This is a genomic window from Staphylococcus sp. HMSC069E10 (assembly GCF_001809205.1).
In the GTDB taxonomy this organism is placed as follows: Bacteria; Bacillota; Bacilli; order Staphylococcales; family Staphylococcaceae; genus Staphylococcus; species Staphylococcus hominis.
In genome coordinates, this window is the sequence record NZ_KV796480.1 from 21,705 (window position 1) to 46,732 (window position 25,028).

The following is a 25,028-nucleotide window of genomic DNA, read 5'->3' on the forward strand; positions in this document are numbered from 1 at the left end:
GATTAGAATTAATTTATTCTGACTAATTTAATAGGAATATGGAGGAGTTATTAATGAAAAGACTTTTATTTGTAGCTTTGACACTTATTTTTGTATTAGCCGCATGTGGTAATAGTGATTCATCTGACAAAAATAGTGATTCAAAATCAAGTAGCAGTAATAGTGATAAAAAAACATTACGTGTAGGAACTGAAGGGACTTATGCACCTTTTACTTTTCACAACAAAAAAGATCAGTTAACTGGTTATGATATTGATGTAATTAAAGCTGTTGCGAAAGAAGAAGGATATAAACTTAAATTTAATGAAACATCTTGGGATTCAATGTTTGCTGGTTTAGATGCAAAACGTTTTGATGTCATTGCAAACCAAGTGGGTATTAATAAAGAAAGAAAAGAAAAATATAAATTCTCTAACCCTTACACTTATTCAAGTGGTGTCTTAGTTGTTCGTGATGATGAGAAGAATATTAAATCATTTGATGATGTTAAAGGTGAAAAATTAGCGCAAACATTTACTTCTAACTACGGAAAACTTGCTAAAGATAAAGGTGCTAACATCACTAAAGTAGATGGTTTCAACCAGTCTATTGATTTATTATTATCTAAACGTGTGGATGGTACTTTTAATGATAGCTTATCTTATTTAGATTATAAAAAACAAAAACCTAATGCTAAAATTAAAGCAATCAAAGGTGATGCAGAACAAAATAAATCAGCATTTGCATTCTCTAAAAGTGTTGATGATAAAGTTGTTTCTGATTTCAACGATGGTTTGAAAAAACTTAAAGAGAATGGTGAACTAGCAAAAATTGGTGAGAAATGGTTCGGTGAAAATGTTTCTGAGCCTAAATAGTCAACAACAACACGCATTAGATGCAGCAACTCAAGCATTTGGACCCATGTTGGAAGGTTTAGTAAAATACTCTATTCCAATTACAATTGTGACATTTATTTTAGGTTTGATTATCGCTTTGTTTACGGCGTTAATGCGTATTTCGTCTAGTAAAGTATTAAGAGGAATTGCACGTGTATATGTATCTATTATTCGTGGGACACCAATGATTGTACAACTCTTTATTATCTTTTATGGTATTCCAGAACTTGGACGTCTAATTACTGGAAATGCGGAGGAACAATGGACATTGTCTTCTGTTGTTTCAGCGATTATTGGATTGTCTTTAAATGTAGGTGCATATGCATCTGAAATTATCCGTGGCGGTATTATTTCTATTCCAAAAGGCCAGACAGAAGCGGCATACTCTATTGGAATGAATTATCGTCAAACGATTCAACGTATTATTTTACCTCAAGCGATTCGTGTTTCAGTTCCAGCTTTAGGTAACACATTCTTAGGATTAATTAAAGACACTTCATTATTAGGATTTATCTTAGTAGCTGAAATGTTCCGTAAAGCGCAAGAAGTTGCTTCTACAACATACGAGTACTTTACAATTTATATTCTCGTAGCTGTGATGTATTGGGTTGTTTGTTTTATTATTTCAGTCATCCAAGGCTTCTATGAATCATATATTGAAAGAGGGTATAAGGCATGATTGAGTTATCCAATATTCATAAATCTTTTAATGATAAAGAAGTAATTAAAGGTATTGATTTGAATGTAAAAAAAGGCGAAGTTGTCACATTAATTGGTCGTTCCGGTTCGGGTAAGACTACATTATTGCGTATGATTAATGCGTTAGAGATTCCGACTGAAGGCAACGTTACTGTGAATGATAAAACTTATACTGCTAAAGATAAGAAATCTCAAATTGAAGTACGGAAACAATCAGGGATGGTATTCCAAAGTTATAATCTTTTTCCACATAAAACAGCTTTAGAAAATGTGATGGAAGGTTTAGTAACTGTAAAGAAAATGAGTAAATCAGAAGCTAGAGATAGAGCATTAGGCTTACTTGAAAAAGTAGGTTTAACACATGTTAAAGATCAACGTCCTCATGCACTCTCTGGTGGTCAGCAACAACGTGTGGCGATTGCGAGAGCGTTAGCGATGAATCCTAAAGTGATGTTATTTGATGAACCTACATCTGCACTTGATCCTGAACTTGTGAATGATGTGTTGAAGGTTATTAAAGAATTAGCAAATGAAGGCATGACGATGGTGATAGTTACTCATGCAATGCGTTTTGCAAAAGAAGTATCTAATAAAGTTGTATTTATTCACGACGGAGAAATTGGTGAAGAAGGGTCTCCTGAAGAATTATTTAATCATCCTAAAACTGATGAATTAAGACGTTTTTTAAATGTAATTAATAAAAATTAAAAAAGAATCGTCGTTTAAGATATTTCATCTTGAACGACGATTCTTTTTATTGAATAATGCTTTCTTTCTTCAGATAAATAGACTTTAGAAATGTTTATTATTTTAAACTGATAGTAAAACAGTAAGCTCAAATTGAAGTACTTTATTCTCATATTGATTAAATGTCATAACTTCAACGGTTAAACTACCAAATTGTTTTTTTAATTTTTTATCTAAAACTTTAACTTTTACATATAAGTTATCATTTGGATAGACAGGTTTAATAAATGTTACATTATTTAAATGAGTCCCTGCTATGATGTCTTCTTCATATTTATTTTCTTCAATCCAAAGTTTAAAAGAAAGAGAAAGGGTATGCATACCTGATGCTATAATCCCATTATACATTCCTTGGCCTGGTTTTTTCTTATCTAGATGCATATATTGAGGATCAAATTGATGAGCAAACTCTAATATTTCTTCCTCAGTTATTTTGTAATGTTTACTAGTGAATGTATCCCCTATAGAAAACATATTGTATTTCATAGTTATATGCCTACCTTAAAGTATACTTATAATGCAATGATTATCTTCTATTTTTAATCCATTGTTGAGTATGATAAAGAACAGGTTTAATTGGCTTAATGAAGTCACCAATATATTCATAAACACCAGCATTAAAGCCTTTTTTGAACTGTTGAACACCATAATCTTCAGCATTTTCACTAAAGTCTCCAGTAATACCATAGAAGTTGTAACGGTCAATGTTATGCTCTTTAGCAAATTTAATCATTTCCCACTGTAAACGATAGGCCCCCATATATTCATTATATTTTGGATTAGAACCACTAGATAAATAATATACTTCATGTTCATTGTAGATATATAATGCAGCTGCTAGATTTAATACTTCACCTTCTGCTGCAATTTTATCTTTTGTTTGGTTTATTTTACGTTCATTGCTATCAAATTGTTGTTGAAGTTGATTGCGTTTATTTTTGTTCTTTTTAGAGTTAGGGCTTTCTTTTAAAGCTTCTTCAATTTCAGTAAGTTGTTTTGTTAAATCCTCATGTTTATGTTGTAGAGTAGACAAATAATCTTTTAAATCGATATAAGCTAATTTTAGCATGGCATGATCTTTATATGTTTTTTGCATTTCATAGAAATAAGGCTCATCTCTAAATTTAAAGCCATGTTTTTCTTCAGCCATTTGGAACAGTTCGAAGAAAGTATGTGTGTCTTCCATAGGTAATGTTTTAACTTTTACGCCCATTTCATACGTCTTTTTAATATTACGACGTGTTTGATAGTCCATTTCTTTTAATAATTGGTCTTCAGTTTTATCTTTAAGATCAAGTACAGACAACCAACGAATTTGACTCATTGTACTATAACCTATAGACCAACCTTGATGTTTATATCCTAAGTCTTCAAGTGTTTTAATCACTGCACGATTATCGTAGCTTTTTAAAATTTCTCCATCTGCATTACGTAGGTTTTCTAAAATATATGGATCTACTAAAACAAATAGACAATTTTGTTTTTTTAAATATTCTGTTAGTGATTTGAAAAAGAAGTGAACCAGTTTGATATTGCTATAATCCATTACTGGACCACGATGTGTGTAAAAATATTTATAAAATTTTAATGCGCGTGCTTCAGTCATTAATGTTGCTGCAATGACATCTCCACTATCATCTTTAACACCTACAACATGTACATCATGTTTCATCTCATTTCTATTATCCAAGTGTATTCGAGATTGTGTATAGTGAGAAAAATGTTCGGATGTGAATTTTTCAAATTCTTCAGGTGTTAAACTTACGAATTTCATGATTATCTACTCCTCTGTATTTTTAAGAATTCTAAACTATTTTATCAAATTAGTTCTATTATTACACACATTTAGTAAATTAATTTACTCGTACTTTAGTATTAGATAATAATTATTTTTTAAAATATATAACTATAAAACTTAAAATATAATATTTTTTAATAGTCTAGTTTATATTGCAAAACCACTGTATGATAATCAGTATAAGCATAGTATAATAGTAAGAGTTATATTAGGTTAGATTAGAAAAAGTAGGAGTGAACATATTTGAAAAGATTGATTTTATCATTAAGTGTATGTGTCATATTGCTAGCGGGCTGCGGTAATGATGAATATGCTAATAAAATAGATAAAGCTGTAAAACTACAAGATAAAAAACAAGAACGACTTGCTAGGAATGAACAAGGCGATGTGGTAAAACACTTTGATAAAAAAGACGCTAATATATATGTGTATGAAAAAGGTAAATATGTTGTATTAGCATATAGACCATTAAGTAATAACGATGAAATGCATTATTATACATATCAATTTAAAGACAAGAAGGCAACTTATTTAGAGCACTTTGATACGAAACAATATATTAGTACACATGATTCGGATTATAAGGAAGAAAATCTTAACTAATTGAAACAATCTTAAGGAGTATATATGAAAAAATTGATTTTTATTGGAGCTGGGATCATATGTTTAATCATTATCGTTGTCGCTTGCTCTCGAAATAAAAAAGAAACAACCCCAGCTCATACGAAAAATGGAAAAATTTTAATTGTAGAATATGGAGACTATAAATGTCCTTATTGCAAGAAAATTGAAGATAACGTCATGCCTATCATAAAAAAAGATTATATTGATACAAATAGAGTGGAATATCAATTTATTAATGCAAGTTTTCTTGGAAAAGATTCATTAATGGGCTCTAGAGCAGGGAATGCTATTCAATCTATTGCACCAAAAGAATATCTTACATTCCAAAAAAATATATATGCTCATCAACAAGAAGAAAAAAAACATTGGATTACTGAAACATTACTAGATAAAGAAATTGACCAATTAAATATTTCTCAAAAACAAAAAGATCGCATAAAAAAAGAATATAAAACTAAAAATAGCGATGCTTGGAAGGAAGCAGAAAAACAGAAAAAGTTAACAAAAGAAAATCATATTCAATCTGTTCCAACAGTTTTTATCAATGGTAAAAAAGTAGAAGACCCTTATAAAGTTAAAGAATGGAAACAATATTTATAGCATAATACAAAAGACCTAACTTAGTGTTGTTTAAATATTAAATTAGGTCTTTTAATTATGTTTTTATATAGTTTATGAAATATTTAAAAATCTTACATTTAAAATCATTATTTTTATAAAAAAAGGGAATAGAGATAAAAGAAATAAAGTTAGAACAATTAATTTACTTTAATTAAGTCGTTTAGTTTGTCATTTTCATTAGATTTATTTAATATACTGAGTATAATAATTATATTAAAGTAGAAGATAGATAAAATGAATACTATTAGTTTTATCATTTCACTATTGGAGGGAAAATAAATGGCTAACTTTAATTTAGATCCAGTTCATTCAGGTGTGAATTTCTCAATACAACACCTTGTAATTAGTAATGTAAAAGGACGTTTTAACGATTTTGATGCAGATATTACAGGTGACTTTCATGATTTAAGTTCTTTAAAAGGCACTTTTACTGTTCAAGCTAATTCTATTGATACTAAAGTAGAAGATCGTGATAATCATCTTAAAAGTGAAGATTTCTTAAACGTTGAACAATATCCTGAAATTAAATTTGAAATTATTAGTGTTGATGACCATTCAGTTACTGGTAATGTAACAATTAAAGATCAAACACAAAAAGAAACATTCGATTTAGATTATAAAGGTATTAGCTTAAACCCACTTAATAATAAAAATACAGCAGGTTTAGTTATTACTGGCGAACTTGATCGTGAAAAATATGGTGTTACATTTAACCAACCATTAGAAACTGGTGGTTTCTTATTAGGTAAAACATTAAATGTGGAATTCGATTTAGAATTTCCTATTGAAGAATAATAAAGTTAAAAAACAGGCAGAGTTCTAACTTTGCCTGTTTTTTTATTGTCTTAAAATATAATAGTTGTTAAATTATAGAAATCACCATTTTAGAAATTAGGAGAGATAACGATGTCAATCGATGTAAAAGAAAATAAAATAATTTTTAAAAGAACATTTAAAGCTCCTATCAATGATGTATTTGATGCCTATACAAATCCATCGTTATTTGAGCAATGGTTTCATCCTCAAGGCGCTAAGACAAAAGTATATCGTTTTAATACTGAAGAAGGCGGGGAAGCCTTCTTTGCAATAGAAACCTCAGAACAGACAAGCTATACATTAACAGAATATCGAAAAGTGGATCGTCCGAAGTATCTTGAATACTTTGATTACTTTGCTACACCTGAGGGAAAAAAAGATACGCGTTTACCTGGTATGCATATTTCAATCAATTTTAACTCAGATAATAAACAAATGACTACTATTACGTCTACGTCAGTGTTTCCAACTAAAGAAGCAGCTCAACAAGCAGTAGGTATGGGAATAGAAGCAGGTATGAATTCAACATTAGATCAACTAGAAGTCTTACTTAATGAATAAATCGTCACGAGGATGTCAAAATTAAATTGAACTTTTAAGTTATAATAATATTGAAAAGAGGATGATATAGTATGAAAGAAAGATATTTAAAAGTGCTGGGATTATTTTCAATTAGTACTTTAATTCCAACATTATTAATTAATTCAAAGTGTTTAAATAATGGCGTCATAAAATATATTTTAAGAACGGCATTAGGCTATGGTATTTTTGCTTCAGGATTACGTTATTTTTCAAAATTAAAAAAAGCACATTAATATCATGACAAGAGCAAGATATGGAAAATAAACCTCCATATGTTGCTCTTTTTTAATCTTCTCTATTCAAAATGCACTTCACTATATATAATATAAAATTATAAATGAATTAAGGAGAGGGAATATGACAAGTAACCATACAACAATTGAAGATACATATACTACAAAAGATCTTATTAAAGCGGCTGTAAGACAGGTACAAATGAAAGAAGTTATGGCAACTCAAACACCTGGACGATATTTACTAAAGTCAATGATGTCAGGATTTTTATTAGCTATTGTTACAGTATTTATGTTAGCAATCAAAACACAGTTTGCAGGAACAAATGATGGACTTGTTAATTTATTAGGAGCAATCTCATTTAGTTTAGCTTTAGTTCTTATTGTTCTAACTAATTCAGAATTACTTACTAGTAATTTTATGTATTTAACTGTCGGATGGTACTACAAAGTAATTGCAGTTAAAAAAATGTTATACATATTCTTATTTTGTTTTATTGGAAATATTATAGGTGGGTTTATTTTATTCTTATTAATGAAGGGTACACATGTGATGACACCTGAAATGGTTGCAAGTCTAAGTAAAACAGTACATTTAAAAACGGTAGAATCAACTTGGTTAAATATTCTTATCAAAGGGATATTCTGTAACTTCTTTATTAATATTGGTATTTATGTTTCAATGCTTTTTAAAGAAGGTTTAGCGCGCGCATTTTTCATTGCTGTTGGTGTGATAGTATTTGTATTTATGGGATATGAACACGTTGTATTTAATGCTGGATTATATGCAGGAATGATTTTTTATAATAGTGATGCATTATCATGGATAGATGTGCTAAAAAATATCGTATTTGCTTTTGTAGGTAACTATATTGGTGGAGGTATTTTTGTAGGGCTTGTTTATGCCTATTTAAACGGAAAAAGAGACAGTATAAAAGCATAGTAAGACGATCAAAGAGCGGAAATATCGAGAGACATTTCCGCTCTTTTAATCCCCAACATATTGACTTAATATTCAGAAAATCTTATTATTTTAATCAACATTAAAATAATAAGGGGGAAACCATTTGGTTGCGAATATTCTAGTAGCTCATGGCATGAGAAAAGGAGATCAAAATAAAGCACTCGGTGAATTTATAGATAGTTTATTACAAGATGAAACTTACGCTTATGAGCTTGCTTTTATTGAAAGTGAAGAAAAAAGTGTTGAAAATACGATTATTAATTTAATAGAAAAAGGGGAAACGCAATTTAAAGTTGTACCTTTACTTATATTTTCAGCCATGCATTACATTGTAGACATTCCAGAGATGTTAAGAAACATTAAACAAGCACATCCAAATATAATATATGAAATTAGTGCGCCTCTTGGTACGCATCCATATATGGTGGATTTAGTAGAACAACGTATTAATGATGTGGATATGAATAAAGAGTCAGATGTGGCAGTTGTATTGATTGCACATGGTAGCTTTTCTTATACTAAAGCACATGATGAACTAAAAGAATTGAGTACTAAGTTAAAGCAAGACAAACCTATATATTGCCGTACGTTATATGGAGATATTACGTTTAAAAATGATTTAGATCAACTTTCAAGACAATATCGTCATCTTATTGTGGTTCCAATGTTTTTATATGATGGACGTTTAGTTAATAAAGTAAAAGGTCTTATATCAGAGATGGATATTGCTAATGAATTGCACATGACTCCGTCTATTAATTTCGACCCTATTTTAAAATCGATTATTCGAGAGCGATTAAAAGAATTAACAGTATAGTAACTACATACATCTTTCATTATATGAGTGCTAAATCCTCACTTATGTAATGGAAGGTGTTTTTTATTAGGGAAATCCCCGATTTTACATTTAAGTGTGAAAATAATCACAAATTCAAAAGAATATGGTATAAAATAGCCTTGTAAAGAATAGTGAGTGCAAAACTATTTGAATTTAATAATAATTAAATGTAATAAAAGGGGCATTGATATGGCTAAACAAAAACTCGTAATGATTGGTAATGGTATGGCTGGTTTAAGAACAATTGAAGAAATTTTAGAACGTTCAGATTCTCAATTTGACATTACAATTATCGGTAAAGAACCTTATCCTAATTATAATCGAATCATGTTATCCAACATTTTACAAAAGAAAATAACAGTTGAAGAAACGATTATGAATGATTATGACTGGTATAAAGAACATCATATTGAACTAATTGTAGATGATCCGGTTGAAAAAGTAGATAGACAATCCAAAACTGTTACGACTTCTAAAGGTATCACTGTAGCTTATGATATCTGTATCTTTGCGACTGGTTCAAAAGCTTTTGTTTTACCTATACCTGGATCAGAATTACCAAGTGTCATCGGTTGGCGCACAATTGAAGATACTGAGCGTATGATTGAAATTGCTAAAACAAAAAAACGTGCCATTGTTATTGGTGGAGGTCTTCTTGGATTAGAATGTGCAAGAGGATTAATGGATCAAGGTATGGATGTAACAGTTCTTCACTTAGCAGAATGGCTGATGGAAATGCAATTAGACCGTAAAGCTGGAGATATGTTAAAAGCTGATTTAGAACGTCAAGGCATGCATATTGAACTACAAGCAAATTCTAAAGAAATTATAGGAACAGATGATGTAGAAGCTATTAAGCTAGCTGATGGTAGAGTAATAGAAACGGATTTAGTCGTTATGGCTGTTGGTATACGTCCATTTACCGAAGTAGCTCGTGAAGCGGGATTAGAAGTGAATCGAGGTATCGTTGTTAATGATTACTTGCAAACATCTGATGAACATATCTATGCCGTGGGTGAATGCGCGGAACACAACGGTAAAGTATATGGTTTAGTTGCACCTCTTTATGAACAAGGTAAAGTGCTTGCTGATTATTTAACAGGTAAAGAGACTGAAGGATATAAAGGTTCTACAACATTTACGTCTTTAAAAGTATCAGGTTGTGATTTATATAGTTCAGGACAAATCGTTGAAGATGAAACTGTACACGGTATCGAAATCTTTAACAGTGTAGATAATATTTACAAAAAAGTCTATCTAAGTGATGGTCGAGTGGTAGGTGCCGTTTTATATGGTGATACAGATGATGGTTCAAGATTTTATAGTATGATGAAAAAACATGAATCACTAGAGGACTATACACTAGTGTCACTGCTTCATAAAGGCGGAGAAGAAAGTGGAACTTCAATAGCAGACATGCCTGATGATGAAACAATTTGTGGTTGTAATGGTGTAGATAAAGGTACGATTGTCAACGCAATTACAACAAAAGGGTTGACTACTGTAGATGAGGTTACAAAAACAACCAAAGCAGGAAATTCTTGTGGTAAGTGTAAAGGACAAATTGGAGAAATACTAAAATGTACATTAGGTGATGAATTTGTAGCTGCTAAACCAACTGGTATTTGTGCATGTACTGATTTGACACGTGATGAAATTGTTACTCAAATTAGAGCTAAAGGTTTAAAAACATCAAAAGAAGTTCGTCACGTACTTGATTTTAAAGATAAAAATGGTTGTCCAAAATGTCGCCCAGCTATCAACTATTATCTAAATATGGTATATCCTCATGAACACCAAGATGAAAAAGCATCAAGATTTGCGAACGAACGTTATCATGCAAATATTCAAAATGATGGTACTTTCTCAGTGATTCCACAAATGCGTGGTGGTGTCACAGATGCTGACCAATTAATTCGTTTAGGTGAAGTAGCGAAAAAATATAACGTGCCTCTTGTTAAAGTAACAGGGTCTCAGCGTGTAGGGTTATATGGTCTTAAAAAAGATGAGTTACCAAAAGTTTGGAAAGATTTAGGTATGCGCTCTGCCTCTGCATATGGTAAGAAAACGCGTTCTGTGAAAAGTTGTGTTGGTAAAGAATTCTGTCGATTTGGTACACAATATACTACACGTTTAGGTATTCGATTAGAAAAAACATTTGAATACATAGACACACCTCATAAATTTAAAATGGGTGTTTCTGGTTGTCCAAGAAGCTGTGTAGAATCAGGTGTTAAAGACTTTGGTGTCATTTCAGTAGAAAATGGCTATCAAATTTATATTGGCGGTAACGGTGGTACAGAGGTAACTGTAGGTCAATTACTTACTACTGTTGAAACAGAAGATCAAGTGGTACAACTTTGTGGTGCGCTTATGCAGTATTACAGAGAGACTGGAATATATGCTGAACGAACAGCACCATGGCTTAAACGACTAGGATTTGATCATGTTAAGGAAGTGCTTTTAGATGAACAACGTCAAAAAGAACTTTTTGATAGAATTATGGATGCAAAACAAGCACTTGAAGAAGAACCTTGGGAAGCTATTGTTGAAAATAAAGAAGCACAAAAAATATTTGAAGTCGAGAAAGTGTGAGGATGAGTGTAATGGAAAAAGTTAAAGTAACAACTATGGATGAGTTAACACCATTAATTGGTAAAAAGGTTATCGTTAAAGATAAACAAATCGGTATATTTTTAACAGAAAATGGAGAAGTGCATGCTATTAATAATGTGTGTCCACATAAAGAAGGACCGTTATCTGAAGGTACTGTAAGTGGAGAATATGTTTATTGTCCACTCCACGATCAAAAAATTGATTTGAATACGGGTGAAGTGCAAGAACCTGATACAGGTTGTGTTGAAACATATCAAGTTGAAATTCAAGATGGAGACGTATTTATATGTCTCTAGTCACTAAAAGTGAATTTGGAAAAGTATATTTAATTGGAGCTGGTCCTGGCAATCCTAATTTGCTAACTAAACAAGCAGAACGATTAATTCGTCAAGCAGATGTTATTTTATATGATCGTCTTGTCAATCCATTGATATTACAATATGCAAAGCCAACTACTGAAATCATAGATGTTGGAAAAAAACCTTATACTAAACATATTCAACAAGAAGGTATCAATTTAAAAATAGTAGCAGCAGCGAAAAAGTATAAAATTGTTGTACGTTTAAAAGGTGGAGACCCAGCAGTGTTTGGCCGAGTAACTGAAGAAATAGACATTTTAAAAGAACATCAGATTGCTTATGATATTGTACCTGGGGTAACTTCTGCGAGTGCAGCGGTAGCTTCATTAGACTTAGGTTTAACGATGCGCTCAGTAGCACCAAGTGTTACATTTTCCACAGGTCATTTTAAAGATGATATTGATCAAGACATGGATATACGTAATTTAGCTAATGGTGGTACTTTGGCAATTTATATGGGAATTAAACGATTAAATGATATTATTAATCAAATTAGAAGATATACTAAAGAAGATTATGATATTGCTATCATTTTTAATGCTACGTGTTATAACGAAACCATAGTGGTTGGTAAACTAAGCACTATTGAACATCAATTATCTAAGCTTAATATGAAACATGATCCAGGAATTTGTATATTAGGCCATATCATTAACTATATGGATGACGAAAAGATTATACACTCAAAACAAACAATAGATGAAACATTGTACGTTATTAAAGGGAATAAAGACTTAGCCCTTTCAAAAGCAGAAGACTTATCTCAACAGTATTTAAAATGCTTAATTCAATATGATGAAACTTATCATTCTTCACAAAAGTATTTATATGAATCGATCATAACGCAGCACCAAAATATTAAATATATTGAAGTGTAGTTCTTTACGCTTCGAATGTCATAAGTGAGATAACACGATATTTAAAACGTGTGTTATCTCACTTTTTTTAGGGATTCTTTTATATGAAATAGGTAATTCCCTAATATAAAAACCATGTGAAAAAATGTACAATTTAAATGAAATTTCTTTAAATAACATTGGACATAAGTAACGTATTACCTTTGCAGGTAGGAGGATTTATATAAATGGGAAAATTCGGATTAAACTTTTTCAAACCAACTGAAACGTTTAATGGAAATTGGTCAGTTTTAGAAAGTAAAAGTAGAGAATGGGAAAAAATGTATCGTGAAAGATGGAGTCACGATAAAGTAGTAAGAACCACACATGGCGTAAACTGTACAGGATCATGTTCGTGGAAAGTTTTCGTTAAAAATGGTGTGATTACGTGGGAGAATCAACAAATTGACTATCCAAGTTGTGGTCCAGATATGCCTGAATTTGAACCTCGTGGATGTCCACGTGGCGCGTCATTTTCATGGTATGAATACAGCCCACTTCGTGTAAAATACCCTTACATTAGAGGTAAACTATTAGATCTATGGACAGAAGCACTTGAAGACAATAATGGAAATCGTATCGCCGCATGGGCATCTATCGTTGAAGATGAAAAGAAAGCTAAATTATATAAAGAAGCACGTGGTAAAGGTGGACATGTACGTGCAAGTTGGAAAGATGTAACAGATATTATCGCAGCACAAATTCTTTATACTATTAAAAAAGATGGTCCGGATAGAATCGCTGGTTTTACACCTATTCCAGCAATGTCGATGATTAGTTATGCATCTGGTGCGCGTTTTATTAATTTATTAGGCGGGGAAATGTTAAGTTTTTATGATTGGTATGCTGATTTACCACCTGCATCTCCTCAAATTTGGGGTGAACAAACTGATGTACCTGAATCAAGTGATTGGTACAATGCTTCTTACATCATTATGTGGGGCTCTAACGTTCCACTTACTCGTACGCCTGATGCCCATTTTATGACTGAAGTACGTTATAAAGGTGCAAAAGTGATTTCTGTAGCACCAGATTATGCAGAAAATGTTAAATTTGCTGATAATTGGTTAGCACCTAATCCAGGAACAGATGCCGCAGTTGCTCAAGCTATGACGCATGTCATCTTACAAGAATTTTATGAAGATAAACCAAGTGATATGTTTGTTAATTATGCAAAGCAATATACAGATATGCCATTTGTATTGATGCTGGATGAAGATGAGAATGGTTATAAGGCAGGACGATTTTTACGTGCAAGCGATTTAGGTATAAAAAGTGAAAATGGTGAGTGGAAACCAGTTATTCACGATGCGATTAGCCACAAACTTGTGGTTCCAAACGGTACAATGGGTCAACGTTGGGAAGAAGGCAAACAATGGAATTTAAAACTTGAAACAGAAGATGGAAGTAAAATTGATCCAGCTTTATCTGTTGCAGAAGAAGAATATGAGTTACAAACCATTCAATTCCCTTACTTTGATAGTCAAGGAGACGGTATTTTCGAACGACCTATCCCAACTAAAAAAGTTAAATTAGCAGATGGTAAAGAAGTACGTATTGCTACAGTATATGATTTAATGGCTAGTCAATATGGTATTAAACGATTTGGTCATGAGTTAGAAGCTAAATCTTATGAAGATAGTGAATCTAAATATACACCTGCATGGCAAGAAAACGTTACAGGTATTAAAAAAGAATTAGTGACACAAGTCGCAAGAGAATTTGCACAAAATGCTATTGATACTAAAGGACGTTCGATGATTATTATGGGTGCTGGGATTAACCACTGGTTCAACTCTGACACCATTTACCGTGCTGTATTGAATTTAGTTCTATTATGTGGATGCCAAGGTGTTAATGGTGGAGGTTGGGCTCACTATGTTGGGCAAGAAAAATGTCGTCCAATTGAAGGATGGAATACTGTAGCTTTCGCTAAAGATTGGCAAGGTCCACCACGTTTACAAAATGGTACAAGTTGGTTCTATTTTGCAACTGATCAATGGAAATATGAAGAATCTAATGTAGATAAATTGAAATCACCACTTGCTAACAACATTAAACATCAGCATCCAGCAGATTATAATGTGACAGCAGCACGTTTAGGTTGGTTACCTTCATATCCACAATTTAATAAAAACAGTTTGTTATTTGGTGAAGAAGCAAAAGATGCGGGCGATGATTCAAATGAAGCTATTTTAAAACGTGCGATTGAATCAGTGAAAAATAAAGAAACAGAATTTGCTATTGAAGACCCAGATTTAAGAAAAAATCATCCTAAAACATTATTTGTTTGGAGATCTAACTTAATTTCAAGTTCAGCTAAAGGTCAAGAGTACTTTATGAAACATTTACTTGGTACACGTTCAGGATTAATGGCTGAACCGAATGAAGATGATAAACCAGAGGAAATTAAATGGAGAGAAGATACAGTAGGTAAATTAGATTTACTTGTATCATTAGATTTTAGAATGACTGCAACGCCTTTATATTCTGATATTGTGCTGCCAGCAGCAACTTGGTATGAAAAACATGACTTATCTTCAACCGACATGCATCCATTTATTCATCCATTTAATCCAGCAATTGATCCATTATGGGAGTCACGTTCTGACTGGGACATTTACAAAACATTGAGTAAAGCAATTTCAGAAATGGCTAAAGATTATTTACCAGGTACATTTAAAGATGTGGTAACTACACCACTTGCACATGACTCTAAACAAGAACTAGGTTCTGAATACGGTATCGTTAAAGATTGGTCTAAAGGTGAAGTAGAAGGTATTCCAGGTAAAACTATGCCTAACTTCTCTATTGTAGAACGTGACTATACTAAAATTTATGATAAATACGTTACATTAGGACCTTTACTTGAGAAAGGTAAAGTAGGGGCACACGGCGTTAGTTTTAGCGTTAAAGAAGAATACGAAGAGCTAAAAAGTATGATTGGTACGTGGAATGATGACGATGAACATTCTGTTAGAAACGATAGACCACGTATTGATACTGCACGTAAAGTAGCTGATGCAATTTTAAATATCTCTTCGGCAACGAATGGTAAATTATCTCAAAAATCATATGAAGATTTAGAAAATCAAACTGGAATGGAATTGAAGGATATTTCAAAAGAACGTGCATCTGAAAAAATTTCGTTCTTAAATATTACAGCTCAACCAAGAGAAGTTATCCCAACAGCAGTATTCCCAGGCTCTAATAAAAATAATCGTCGTTATTCTCCATTTACAACAAATATTGAAAGACTTGTACCTTTTAGAACGCTCACTGGAAGACAAAGTTACTATATCGATCACGAAGTATTCCAGCAATTTGGTGAAAGCTTACCAGTATATAAACCAACACTTCCACCAATGGTATTTGGCGCAAGAGATAAAAAGATAAAAGGTGGACAAGATGCACTTGTTCTACGTTATTTAACACCTCATGGAAAATGGAATATTCATTCAACATATCAAGATAATGAACGTATGTTGACTCTATTCAGAGGAGGTCCAGTGGTTTGGCTATCTAATGAAGATGCTGAGCAACATGGTATCAATGATAATGATTGGCTTGAAGTTTATAACAGAAATGGTGTTGTAACTGCAAGAGCGGTAACGTCACACCGCATGCCGAAAGGTACAATGTTTATGTATCACGCTCAAGATAAGCACATTGAAACACCAGGTTCTGAGATTACTGATACTCGTGGGGGATCACATAATGCACCTACAAGAATTCACCTAAAACCTACGCAATTAGTTGGAGGATATGCACAAATTAGTTATCACTTCAATTACTATGGACCAATTGGAAACCAACGTGATGTGTACGTCGCAGTTAGAAAAATGAAGGAGGTAAATTGGCTTGAAGATTAAAGCGCAAGTTGCAATGGTATTGAATTTAGATAAATGTATTGGGTGTCATACATGTAGTGTGACATGTAAAAATACTTGGACAAATAGACCGGGTGCAGAATACATGTGGTTTAATAATGTAGAAACCAAACCAGGTGTAGGTTATCCAAAACGTTGGGAAGATCAAGAGCACTATAAAGGTGGTTGGGTATTAAATAAAAAAGGTAAACTTGAGCTTAAATCAGGTAGTAAGTGGTCTAAAATTGCCTTAGGTAAAATCTTCTATAATCCAGATATGCCGTTAATCAAAGATTATTATGAACCATGGACTTATAATTATGAACATTTAACCACAGCTAAAGAAGGTAAACATTCACCAGTAGCAAAAGCACATTCATTGATTTCAGGAGATAGACTAAATCTTGAATGGGGACCAAACTGGGAAGATGATTTAGCTGGCGGACATGTAACAGGACCAGAAGATCCAAATATTCAAAGAATTGAAGAAGATATCAAATTCCAATTTGATGAAACATTTATGATGTATTTACCTCGTCTATGCGAGCATTGCTTAAATCCTAGTTGTGTTGCTTCATGTCCTTCAGGGGCTATGTATAAAAGAGATGAAGATGGTATTGTTTTAGTCGATCAGGAGGCATGTCGTGGATGGCGCTACTGTATGACAGGTTGTCCTTACAAAAAAGTATATTTCAACTGGAAAACAAATAAAGCTGAAAAATGTACATTCTGCTTCCCAAGAATTGAAGCAGGAATGCCAACTGTATGTTCAGAAACATGTACAGGAAGAATGAGATATTTAGGCGTTTTATTATATGACGCTGATCGTGTACACGAAGCGGCTTCAGCTGAAAATGAACAAGATTTATATGAAAAACAACTTGATATCTTCTTAAATCCATTTGATGAAGAAGTGATTGAACAAGCAGAAAAAGATGGTATCAGTTATGAATGGATCCAAGCTGCTCAAAATTCACCTGTGTATAAATTAGCGATTGAATATAAATTGGCATTTCCATTACATCCTGAATTTAGAACAATGCCAATGGTATGGTACTGCCCGCCTTTAAGTCCAATTATGAGTTATTTTGAAGGTAAAAATTCAGGTCAAAATCCAGATATGATTTTCCCGGCCATCGAAGAAATGCGTTTACCTATTGAATATTTAGCAAACTTATTTACAGCAGGTAAAGTAGAGCCAGTAAAAGAAGCGTTACAAAAAATGGCAATGATGAGAAGTTATATGCGTGCTCAAGTCACAAACAAACCATTTGATACTTCTAGATTAGAACGTTTAGGTTTATCAGAAATTCAAACAAAAGAAATGTATCGTCTATTAGGTTTAGCTAAATATGAAGATCGATTTGTTGTACCATCTTCACATAAAGAAACCTATTTAGATACGTATCACGCTCAAGGTAGCCAAGGATATGGCGGTGAATATTTCGGAGATAATTGTGAAGGCTGCGGTGTTCCAGTAGGTTCAACGTCAGGAAAATCTGGTCAAGAGATTTATAATGAGAATTTCTATGGAGGTATTTTCCGTGATTAATCTAACACAATTTAAATACTATCAAGAAAGTTTTGGATATCTTGCACAACAACTTAATTTTCCAGAAAAATTAACATTTCATCCTAATACATTTGAAGAAACGATTCATCCTTCGCATCCAGGATATGCAGATTTAATGAAATATCGTGAAATTATGTACCAATTTACTTTATCTGAAATTAAAGCAATTTATACGGATACATTTGATTTCAATAAAACATCACCACTTTATATGACTTACAATAAATTTGATACTCAAAAAGAAAGAGGTCAAATGCTCGCAAAACTAAAAGTACTTTATGAAATGTTTGGATTAAAAATGGTAGATAATGAATTATCAGATTATCTACCATTGATGTTGCAGTTTTTACATGTAGCAAGTTGGCATAATGATCCTCGTGCAGAAGGCAATATTGAGTTAGTGATTATGATTATTGAAGATGGTACATATGAAATGGCAAATCAATTAGCTAAGGAGAATAATCCTTACGCTTATGTGATTCGTGCATTACGAGAAACATTAAAAGCTTGTTTAGACATTCCAAAAGAGGTGACACATCATGCTTAATCAATTTCTTTGGATTATTTACCCATATTTATGTGTGGCAATTTTTATCGTTGGTCATATTGCTCGATATAAATATGATCAGTTTTCATGGACTGCAAAATCGAGTGAGTTTTTAGAAAAAAAACAACTTAAATGGGGCAGTCTGTTATTTCACTTAGGAATTATTCCAGTATTTTTTGGTCATGTGGTGGGGTTAGCTATTCCAGCAAAATGGATAGATGGACTTGGCATAAGCGAAAGTACATATCACTTTGGAGCTGTTTATATTGGTAGTATTTTTGGTATAATGACTCTAATTGGAATGTTACTTTTAACAGCAAGACGTTTAACGATTAATAATGTGAGAAAGTTAAGTTCAGCTTCTGATATTTTCGTAAATTTCTTATTAATATTGATTATATTTATGGGATGTTTCTCAACTTTAGTTACTAATGCAATGGTAACTGACTTTGATTACCGTCAAACGATTTCTATATGGTTTAGACACTTATTTACATTCTCACCCAATGCAGCACTAATGACAGGCGTTCCATTATCATTTAAAATTCATATCTTATTAGGATTTACAATATTAGCTTGTTGGCCATTTACACGTCTTGTACATGTATGGAGTATTCCATTAGCATATACAAATAGACGTTATATTGTATATAGAAAACATAAAGCACCTCGTGCACATTAAATATAAAAGGAGTACGATATATGATTCCGGAACCTTTGTTTGAACCGGTACATTTTCAGCAGGAACTTGACACACTTAGAAAAAAAGTAAACTGTGATTTTGCTGCTGTTGCACTATATGAAAACCACGAACCTTCTGGACCTATTAAATGGCAATATGTTTCAGGTAATTTAAACAGTCGTTATAAATTGATTGTTTTGAGAAAAGGCAGAGGCTTAGCTGGGACAGTCATGAAAACAGGAAAGCGAATGGTTATAGAAAATGTTTCCAAAACAATAACACCAGAAGAAAAAATTAAGTACCCTATTTTGATGAGTGAAAACTTAAACGCGCTCGTTGCTATACCATTATGGCATGAACAGCATGTTGCAGGCGTGTTATTATTAGGACAAAGAGGTAGTAAAACATTGCCTAAAGTGATTAATCAATTAAATATTAAAGGCCGTTTGTGGGAATTTAATGAAGAAATCTAGGTGATATATGTGTTAGAGTTATATAATCTGCAAATGGAAGACTTACTAAAAAAATATTATGAAACTACAAATGAAAAAATTGTTTTTGTAAATAAAGAAGGAAAAGTCATTGCAATGAATGACGCCGCTGAAGAAATTATTTCAAAAGATAATAATTATAGTGCGATGACAAATGCGATTTGTGATCGTTGTGAAGGGTATTCAAATGAATTTGAACTTCAAAGTTGCAAAAATTGTTATTTAGACACATCTAAACCAAACGATATCAATTTTCAAGTGTTTATGAAAACAGTAGATCATAAAGTTCGACCATTTACAGCTTCTTATCAAGCGATTGATGAAGATAATGAGATATATGCATTTACACTTCAAGATATTTCGCCGCAAATTGAAAGACAAGAAAAAATGTATCAACGTCAGATGATGAGAAAAACAATTTCCGCGCAAGAAAATGAAAGAAAACGTATTTCTAGAGAACTACACGATAGTGTTGTACAAGAAATGCTAAATATTGATGTTGAACTCAGATTGCTGAAATATCAAAAAGAATCCTCAGAACTTGTCCAACAATCACAACGTATTGAGGGATTAATGTCTAAATTGATTGATGATATAAGACATCTATCAGTTGAATTAAGACCCTCATCTCTAGATGATTTAGGCTTGGAAGCGGCTTTTAAATCATATTTTAAACAATTTGAAAATAATTATGGTATGCAAATTGTATATCAATCTAACATTCAAGATAAAAGATATGATAGTGAAGTAGAAACGGTGGTTTATCGTGTGGTACAGGAAGCGGTATTTAATGCATTAAAATATGCAGGCGTAAGTTCGGTAGATGTCTTTGTCCAGGAGGTTGGACGTTTATTAATGGCTGAAGTGATTGATCATGGTCAAGGTTTTGATCCGAATTCTCAACCACAAGGTACAGGACTAGGATTGTATGGTATGAATGAAAGAGCAGAGCTTGTAAACGGAAAAGTGAATGTAGAAACACATTTAGGAAAAGGAACGATTATCACTTTAGAAGTGCCACTCTAGAGAGCGTAAGGGGACTGACTTATAATTGAAAATAGTAATTGCAGATGATCATGCAGTAGTAAGAACAGGTTTTTCTATGATATTAAACTTTCAAGAAGATATGGAAGTTGTAGCTACGGCTGCTGATGGAGTAGAAGCATATCAGAAAGTGATGGAATACAAACCGGATGTATTAATTATGGATTTAAGTATGCCACCTGGTGAGTCTGGCTTAATTGCTACTAGCAAAATTTCTGAAAGTTTTCCTGAAACAAAAATATTAATTTTAACAATGTATGATGATGAAGAATATCTATTTCATGTTTTAAGAAATGGTGCTAAAGGATATATTTTAAAAAATTCACCAGATGAACAACTGATTTTAGCAGTACGAACAGTGTATAAAGGTGAAACGTATATTGATATGAAACTAACGACGTCATTAGTAAATGAATTTGTAAATGTTTCTAATCAAGATGAAAAAGCAACCAATGATCCTTTCAAAATACTTTCTAAAAGAGAATTAGAAATATTACCATTAATTGCAAAGGGATATGGAAATAAAGAAATTGCTGAAAAATTGTTTGTATCCGTTAAAACAGTTGAGGCACATAAAACGCATATTATGACTAAATTAAATTTAAAATCTAAACCAGAGCTTGTAGAATATGCGCTTAAAAAGAAACTTTTAGACTTTTAAATATATTGAATAACTTAAATAATGACACTTATATTATATTTCACCAACACATGATATTCATGTGTTGGTTTTTCTTTGTCTTATTATTTAAATATAGGGGGATTATTAGAGAGTATAAGGGAAACTCCTTATGTTCATATTTTCACAAAGTGATTAAAATTTAACTGTAATCAGTAATTAATCACACAAATTGGCTATATTGATATGTGATTTAATTATCGATAATAGAAAATAAAACATTGATGAAGGTGAAAAAATGAATAAAACTAAGGGTGGTTTTCAACTTACGTTACAAACTTTAAGTCTTGTAGTTGGATTCATGGCTTGGAGTATTATTTCTCCATTGATGCCATACATTTCACAAGATATTAAAATTAATCCAGGACAGTTATCAATTATTTTAGCGATACCAGTTATCCTAGGATCGATTCTTCGTGTACCATTTGGTTATTTAACAAATATTATTGGCGCTAAATGGGTATTCTTTTGTAGTTTTATTATATTATTATTTCCTATTTTCTTCTTAGGACAAGCCCAATCGCCTAGTATGTTAATGGCGTCTGGATTTTTTTTAGGAGTAGGAGGAGCCATTTTCTCTGTAGGTGTCACTTCAGTTCCTAAATATTTTTCAAAAGACAAAGTAGGATTAGCAAATGGTATTTATGGAATGGGGAACATTGGTACAGCAATTTCATCATTCTTAGCACCTCCTATTGCAGGTATTGTAGGATGGCAAACAACAGTAAGAAGTTATCTTATTATTATCGCTATTTTTGCAATATTAATGTTTTTCCTTGGAGATGCTAAAGAACCTAAAGTTAAAGTGCCTTTAGGCGCTCAAGTTAAAGATTTATCTTCAAACTACAAACTATATTATTTGAGTTTATGGTACTTTATTACATTTGGTGCTTTTGTAGCATTTGGTTTATTCTTACCTAACTATTTAGTTAATAATTTCGGAATAGATAAAGTAGATGCAGGTATTCGATCAGGAGTATTTATCGCATTGGCAACATTCTTACGACCTGTGGGTGGGATTTTAGGAGATAAATTCAACGCGGTTAAAGTCTTGATGATAGATTTTGTTGTGATGATTATCGGTGCAGTTATTTTAGGTATTTCAAGTCATATTGCCTTATTTACTATAGGTTGTTTAACAATTAGTATTTGTGCTGGATTAGGAAATGGACTTATCTTTAAACTTGTGCCATCTTACTTTGCTAAAGAATCTGGTACTGCAAATGGAATTGTTTCTATGATGGGAGGATTAGGTGGTTTCTTCCCACCACTTGTTATCACGTATGTTACTTCATTGACAGGTTCAAGTCATTTAGCATTTATTTTACTAGCTGTATTTGGAATACTTGCTTTTATTACAATGGGTCATCTTTACAAAAAAGAATACGCAAAATAAATAAACAACGTAGTGCACTAGCACTACGTTTGTTTATTAAATTATGCTAAGTATCTATGTTTTCAATAATCTAATGTAAAATGAAATATGAATACAACGTACTTTGTTTGATGAGAGGTTGAAGAAAAAGCACAAGCTGAAACTGCCCTCTAAGAGAGTAAGGCAATAATACGATACGAAGAATTATAAATAAGCCAGTAAATGAATGTCTCATCACTCATTTACTGGCTATCTTGCTGAGAGTTATATCTCAACTTCTTTTATTTATTCTACTGTAATTGTAGTACCTTCGTCTTCTTCATTAATCTTCTTAGGTAAAATCACCACTAAAACACCATCTTCATAACTTGCTTTGATTTGATCTTTATTAATATCTTCGAATTCAAAGCGTCTTACCAATTCCCCACTTGAGCGTTCACTTAATTGAACACTACCAGTTTGCTCAGATACTTGTTTAATTACTTTAATCGTTAAAGTAGCATGTTCATATTTAAGATGAATGTCTTGTTTCTTTACGCCAGGTAATTCGGCTTCTAGAACATATTGATTTTTTTGACTGTAAACATTTGTTGGGAAGCTTTTAGTTGAAAATTGGTTAAATACTTGTTCACCTAAATCACGAAATACATCTCTTGGATTATTTTTAAAAATAGCTTGATCAAAAAACTCTCTATTATTCATATATGAAATCTCCTTTTCAGAGTGATATGTCATAAAATATATTGAAATTTTACAATATCATTATATAAATAGAGATACTACACGTAAAGTAAAAGCAATTTGAAAGTTTGAAGAATTAAAAAGTGAAAGATGTGGAATAAAGAAACATGACAAAAGACGTCAATATTATGTATTAGTTAAAAAATAAAAGAAAGAAGGCACAATAATTACTTAGCTTTTGTCATGTGTATTAACTATTCAGCTTTAGAGCCGAAGTTCTCTGAAATAATATGTCTTAAGCTACTAGCAAGGCCATCCGCTTCATCGTCAGAAATATCAAAATCATTAAACACTTGATTAGAAATTTGCTCTAATACTGGTTTAATGTCTCTACCATTTTGAGTTAATGAAATTTGTAAATTACGTTCATCTTCTTTTTCTCGCATGCGTTGTACGTAACCTTTTTTCTCTAATTTTTTTAAGAGAGGCGTTAAAGTTCCAGAATCTAAGAAGACACGTTGACCAAGGGACTTAATATTTATTTTTTCGTCGTTTTCAATAGCCATAAGAACCATAAAACTTGTGTATGTTAAATCATACTCTTTTAGATAGTGAGTATATTTTTTAATTACCTCTTTTGAAGTAACATAAAGTAAAAAACATAACTGTTTACTTAAATAACTGTCCTTTACATACATATTTTTCCCCCCTCAACTTATTTAAAGATAGTATGAACAATACCTATTGTCAAGACTATATCCAGAGTATTATATAAGTTTTTTAATAAATTTAAAAACAAATTTAACTAAATCTACATATAAATTTAGAATGTTGATTTATTTCAAATTCTAAATTAAATTATTAGTATATTTTGTTACAAAAAAGAGGTATCACTTTAAAAAAGTTACTATTTCATTCATAATTATTTAAATGATAAAAGAAGCTATTTTATTGAGTAAGAGGATGAAGGAGTGCTCTGATGAGTAAGAAGCAAAAGATTATTAGAATTATTATTATATTAGCTATTTCTCTTGTAGTAGCTATTGCGTTCTTCTTTGGAACGAAAGCGTATCAAGGGCATAAAAATGTGCAACTTGTAGACAATTATATAGAACAAAAACATTTGAAAGATAAAATTAAATCAGAAAAAACATTATATAGTGCTAAAAGAGGCGTTTATTATAAACAAGTAGTGTTTAAAGACGAACCTAATTTAACATATATCATTCAGCCAATTGGTACACGTAAAGGTATTTTAGTTGAAGGATTTGATACGGAAACCAAGAAAAGTATTAAAGGTGCAAAACATAACTATTTCAACCAAAATTATAAGCCATAATATATAATCAATACGTAGAACCAGAGATATTAATGATGATTACTACTCAAAAAAGAGGCTGGGACATAATTCCTAACAAA

26 protein-coding genes are annotated in these 25,028 nt (G+C 31.8%); 22 read left to right on the forward strand and 4 right to left on the reverse strand.

Features of this window, described 5'->3' with window-relative positions; genetic code table 11:
• Positions 1-53: 53 nt before the first annotated feature.
• Genes HMPREF2561_RS05885 through HMPREF2561_RS05895 form a run of 3 tightly spaced genes read left to right on the forward strand, consistent with a single transcriptional unit; the run spans position 54 to position 2,282 of the window.
• Entirely contained in the window at positions 54-854 is an 801-nt protein-coding gene (locus HMPREF2561_RS05885) for a transporter substrate-binding domain-containing protein (RefSeq protein ID WP_070436311.1), read from the forward strand.
• Complete coding sequence (locus HMPREF2561_RS05890; RefSeq protein ID WP_049434406.1) at positions 835-1,554, forward strand: amino acid ABC transporter permease; 720 nt, start codon at positions 835-837, stop codon at positions 1,552-1,554. Before HMPREF2561_RS05885 ends, HMPREF2561_RS05890 begins: the two co-directional genes overlap by 20 nt.
• On the forward strand, positions 1,551-2,282 hold the full coding sequence (locus HMPREF2561_RS05895; protein ID WP_070436310.1) for an amino acid ABC transporter ATP-binding protein: 732 nt from the start codon (positions 1,551-1,553) through the stop codon (positions 2,280-2,282). Before HMPREF2561_RS05890 ends, HMPREF2561_RS05895 begins: the two co-directional genes overlap by 4 nt.
• Before the next feature lie 102 nt (positions 2,283-2,384).
• On the opposite strand, the gene HMPREF2561_RS05900 is transcribed toward HMPREF2561_RS05895, so the two are convergent.
• Positions 2,385-2,807 carry a MaoC/PaaZ C-terminal domain-containing protein gene (locus HMPREF2561_RS05900; protein WP_070468512.1) on the reverse strand — a complete coding sequence of 141 codons (423 nt, stop codon included), beginning with the start codon at positions 2,805-2,807 and terminating at the stop codon, positions 2,385-2,387.
• A gap of 40 nt (positions 2,808-2,847) precedes the next feature.
• Positions 2,848-4,095 carry an aminoacyltransferase gene (locus tag HMPREF2561_RS05905; RefSeq protein ID WP_070468514.1) on the reverse strand — a complete coding sequence of 416 codons (1,248 nt, stop codon included), beginning with the start codon at positions 4,093-4,095 and terminating at the stop codon, positions 2,848-2,850.
• A gap of 267 nt (positions 4,096-4,362) precedes the next feature.
• Between HMPREF2561_RS05905 and HMPREF2561_RS05910 the strand changes: the two genes are divergently transcribed.
• The 18 genes from HMPREF2561_RS05910 to HMPREF2561_RS05995 all read left to right on the forward strand — a co-directional run bounded on the left by HMPREF2561_RS05910 (position 4,363) and on the right by HMPREF2561_RS05995 (position 22,949).
• Positions 4,363-4,722, forward strand: coding sequence for a DUF4467 domain-containing protein (locus HMPREF2561_RS05910; protein WP_017174967.1), 360 nt, complete (start codon positions 4,363-4,365; stop codon positions 4,720-4,722).
• 24 nt (positions 4,723-4,746) lie between these two features.
• The gene (locus HMPREF2561_RS05915; protein ID WP_049382396.1) at positions 4,747-5,343 is read left to right on the forward strand and encodes a thioredoxin domain-containing protein; all 597 of its coding nucleotides are present in this window, start codon (positions 4,747-4,749) and stop codon (positions 5,341-5,343) included.
• A 300-nt stretch (positions 5,344-5,643) separates the two neighbouring features.
• Complete coding sequence (locus HMPREF2561_RS05920) at positions 5,644-6,159, forward strand: YceI family protein (protein ID WP_019834820.1); 516 nt, start codon at positions 5,644-5,646, stop codon at positions 6,157-6,159.
• Between the two features lie 111 nt (positions 6,160-6,270).
• Positions 6,271-6,741, forward strand: coding sequence for an SRPBCC family protein (locus HMPREF2561_RS05925; protein WP_019834821.1), 471 nt, complete (start codon positions 6,271-6,273; stop codon positions 6,739-6,741).
• 71 nt (positions 6,742-6,812) lie between these two features.
• On the forward strand, positions 6,813-6,995 hold the full coding sequence (locus HMPREF2561_RS05930; protein ID WP_002448340.1) for a hypothetical protein: 183 nt from the start codon (positions 6,813-6,815) through the stop codon (positions 6,993-6,995).
• 124 nt (positions 6,996-7,119) lie between these two features.
• A complete protein-coding gene (locus HMPREF2561_RS05935; protein ID WP_002448547.1) occupies positions 7,120-7,938 on the forward strand; it encodes a formate/nitrite transporter family protein in 819 nt (272 codons plus the stop codon).
• A 124-nt stretch (positions 7,939-8,062) separates the two neighbouring features.
• Positions 8,063-8,776 (forward strand): sirohydrochlorin chelatase, encoded by a 714-nt coding sequence (locus HMPREF2561_RS05940; protein WP_070468516.1) that lies wholly within the window; start codon positions 8,063-8,065, stop codon positions 8,774-8,776.
• Between the two features lie 210 nt (positions 8,777-8,986).
• The gene (gene nirB, locus HMPREF2561_RS05945) at positions 8,987-11,392 is read left to right on the forward strand and encodes a nitrite reductase large subunit NirB (protein WP_070468518.1); all 2,406 of its coding nucleotides are present in this window, start codon (positions 8,987-8,989) and stop codon (positions 11,390-11,392) included.
• A gap of 2 nt (positions 11,393-11,394) precedes the next feature.
• Positions 11,395-11,709: a nitrite reductase small subunit NirD gene (gene nirD, locus HMPREF2561_RS05950; protein ID WP_029376759.1), complete on the forward strand. Its 315-nt coding sequence runs from the start codon at positions 11,395-11,397 to the stop codon at positions 11,707-11,709.
• Positions 11,700-12,650: a uroporphyrinogen-III C-methyltransferase gene (cobA, locus tag HMPREF2561_RS05955; RefSeq protein ID WP_017174960.1), complete on the forward strand. Its 951-nt coding sequence runs from the start codon at positions 11,700-11,702 to the stop codon at positions 12,648-12,650. Before nirD ends, cobA begins: the two co-directional genes overlap by 10 nt.
• Positions 12,651-12,856: 206 nt before the next feature.
• Positions 12,857-16,540: a nitrate reductase subunit alpha gene (locus HMPREF2561_RS05960; protein ID WP_019834827.1), complete on the forward strand. Its 3,684-nt coding sequence runs from the start codon at positions 12,857-12,859 to the stop codon at positions 16,538-16,540.
• Complete coding sequence (narH, locus tag HMPREF2561_RS05965) at positions 16,530-18,089, forward strand: nitrate reductase subunit beta (RefSeq protein WP_061815423.1); 1,560 nt, start codon at positions 16,530-16,532, stop codon at positions 18,087-18,089. Before HMPREF2561_RS05960 ends, narH begins: the two co-directional genes overlap by 11 nt.
• Positions 18,082-18,657 carry a nitrate reductase molybdenum cofactor assembly chaperone gene (narJ, locus tag HMPREF2561_RS05970; RefSeq protein ID WP_002448445.1) on the forward strand — a complete coding sequence of 192 codons (576 nt, stop codon included), beginning with the start codon at positions 18,082-18,084 and terminating at the stop codon, positions 18,655-18,657. The genes narH and narJ overlap by 8 nt, the downstream gene beginning before the upstream one ends.
• Positions 18,650-19,339: a respiratory nitrate reductase subunit gamma gene (gene narI / locus HMPREF2561_RS05975; RefSeq protein ID WP_070468520.1), complete on the forward strand. Its 690-nt coding sequence runs from the start codon at positions 18,650-18,652 to the stop codon at positions 19,337-19,339. The genes narJ and narI overlap by 8 nt, the downstream gene beginning before the upstream one ends.
• A gap of 20 nt (positions 19,340-19,359) precedes the next feature.
• Positions 19,360-19,812: a nitrate respiration regulation accessory nitrate sensor NreA gene (nreA, locus tag HMPREF2561_RS05980; protein ID WP_017174957.1), complete on the forward strand. Its 453-nt coding sequence runs from the start codon at positions 19,360-19,362 to the stop codon at positions 19,810-19,812.
• 33 nt (positions 19,813-19,845) lie between these two features.
• On the forward strand, positions 19,846-20,856 hold the full coding sequence (gene nreB / locus HMPREF2561_RS05985) for a sensor histidine kinase (protein WP_221413217.1): 1,011 nt from the start codon (positions 19,846-19,848) through the stop codon (positions 20,854-20,856).
• A gap of 25 nt (positions 20,857-20,881) precedes the next feature.
• Positions 20,882-21,535 (forward strand): nitrate respiration regulation response regulator NreC, encoded by a 654-nt coding sequence (nreC, locus tag HMPREF2561_RS05990; protein WP_002448626.1) that lies wholly within the window; start codon positions 20,882-20,884, stop codon positions 21,533-21,535.
• Between the two features lie 256 nt (positions 21,536-21,791).
• Positions 21,792-22,949: a nitrate/nitrite transporter gene (locus tag HMPREF2561_RS05995; RefSeq protein WP_017174955.1), complete on the forward strand. Its 1,158-nt coding sequence runs from the start codon at positions 21,792-21,794 to the stop codon at positions 22,947-22,949.
• A gap of 264 nt (positions 22,950-23,213) precedes the next feature.
• Here the strand turns inward: HMPREF2561_RS05995 and HMPREF2561_RS06000 are convergent, their stop codons facing one another.
• On the reverse strand, positions 23,214-23,630 hold the full coding sequence (locus HMPREF2561_RS06000; RefSeq protein ID WP_049382388.1) for an Hsp20 family protein: 417 nt from the start codon (positions 23,628-23,630) through the stop codon (positions 23,214-23,216).
• Positions 23,631-23,863: 233 nt separating this feature from the next.
• Positions 23,864-24,307: a MarR family winged helix-turn-helix transcriptional regulator gene (locus HMPREF2561_RS06005; RefSeq protein WP_049382387.1), complete on the reverse strand. Its 444-nt coding sequence runs from the start codon at positions 24,305-24,307 to the stop codon at positions 23,864-23,866.
• Between the two features lie 281 nt (positions 24,308-24,588).
• Here HMPREF2561_RS06005 and HMPREF2561_RS06010 point away from each other — a divergent pair, with 281 nt between their 5' ends.
• Positions 24,589-24,948, forward strand: a complete 360-nt coding sequence (locus HMPREF2561_RS06010; RefSeq protein ID WP_049382386.1) for a DUF3139 domain-containing protein — start codon at positions 24,589-24,591, stop codon at positions 24,946-24,948.
• Positions 24,949-25,028 lie beyond the last annotated feature (80 nt).

Excerpts from the sequence above, each read along its gene's own strand:
- HMPREF2561_RS05915 (WP_049382396.1), top strand. The coding sequence starts at position 4,747 with ATGAAAAAATTGATTTTTATTGGAGCTGGGATCATATGTTTAATCATT.
- narI (WP_070468520.1), top strand. The coding sequence starts at position 18,650 with ATGCTTAATCAATTTCTTTGGATTATTTACCCATATTTATGTGTGGCA.
- HMPREF2561_RS05960 (WP_019834827.1), top strand. The coding sequence starts at position 12,857 with ATGGGAAAATTCGGATTAAACTTTTTCAAACCAACTGAAACGTTTAAT.
- HMPREF2561_RS05930 (WP_002448340.1), top strand. The coding sequence starts at position 6,813 with ATGAAAGAAAGATATTTAAAAGTGCTGGGATTATTTTCAATTAGTACT.
- HMPREF2561_RS06005 (WP_049382387.1), bottom strand. The coding sequence starts at position 24,307 with ATGTATGTAAAGGACAGTTATTTAAGTAAACAGTTATGTTTTTTACTT.
- HMPREF2561_RS05890 (WP_049434406.1), top strand. The coding sequence starts at position 835 with ATGTTTCTGAGCCTAAATAGTCAACAACAACACGCATTAGATGCAGCA.
- HMPREF2561_RS06010 (WP_049382386.1), top strand. The coding sequence starts at position 24,589 with ATGAGTAAGAAGCAAAAGATTATTAGAATTATTATTATATTAGCTATT.
- HMPREF2561_RS05925 (WP_019834821.1), top strand. The coding sequence starts at position 6,271 with ATGTCAATCGATGTAAAAGAAAATAAAATAATTTTTAAAAGAACATTT.
- nreB (WP_221413217.1), top strand. The coding sequence starts at position 19,846 with ATGGAAGACTTACTAAAAAAATATTATGAAACTACAAATGAAAAAATT.
- HMPREF2561_RS05935 (WP_002448547.1), top strand. The coding sequence starts at position 7,120 with ATGACAAGTAACCATACAACAATTGAAGATACATATACTACAAAAGAT.
- HMPREF2561_RS05900 (WP_070468512.1), bottom strand. The coding sequence starts at position 2,807 with ATGAAATACAATATGTTTTCTATAGGGGATACATTCACTAGTAAACAT.
- HMPREF2561_RS05995 (WP_017174955.1), top strand. The coding sequence starts at position 21,792 with ATGAATAAAACTAAGGGTGGTTTTCAACTTACGTTACAAACTTTAAGT.
- HMPREF2561_RS06000 (WP_049382388.1), bottom strand. The coding sequence starts at position 23,630 with ATGAATAATAGAGAGTTTTTTGATCAAGCTATTTTTAAAAATAATCCA.
- HMPREF2561_RS05920 (WP_019834820.1), top strand. The coding sequence starts at position 5,644 with ATGGCTAACTTTAATTTAGATCCAGTTCATTCAGGTGTGAATTTCTCA.
- nirD (WP_029376759.1), top strand. The coding sequence starts at position 11,395 with ATGAGTGTAATGGAAAAAGTTAAAGTAACAACTATGGATGAGTTAACA.
- HMPREF2561_RS05905 (WP_070468514.1), bottom strand. The coding sequence starts at position 4,095 with ATGAAATTCGTAAGTTTAACACCTGAAGAATTTGAAAAATTCACATCC.
- nirB (WP_070468518.1), top strand. The coding sequence starts at position 8,987 with ATGGCTAAACAAAAACTCGTAATGATTGGTAATGGTATGGCTGGTTTA.
- nreA (WP_017174957.1), top strand. The coding sequence starts at position 19,360 with ATGATTCCGGAACCTTTGTTTGAACCGGTACATTTTCAGCAGGAACTT.
- HMPREF2561_RS05895 (WP_070436310.1), top strand. The coding sequence starts at position 1,551 with ATGATTGAGTTATCCAATATTCATAAATCTTTTAATGATAAAGAAGTA.
- HMPREF2561_RS05885 (WP_070436311.1), top strand. The coding sequence starts at position 54 with ATGAAAAGACTTTTATTTGTAGCTTTGACACTTATTTTTGTATTAGCC.
- cobA (WP_017174960.1), top strand. The coding sequence starts at position 11,700 with ATGTCTCTAGTCACTAAAAGTGAATTTGGAAAAGTATATTTAATTGGA.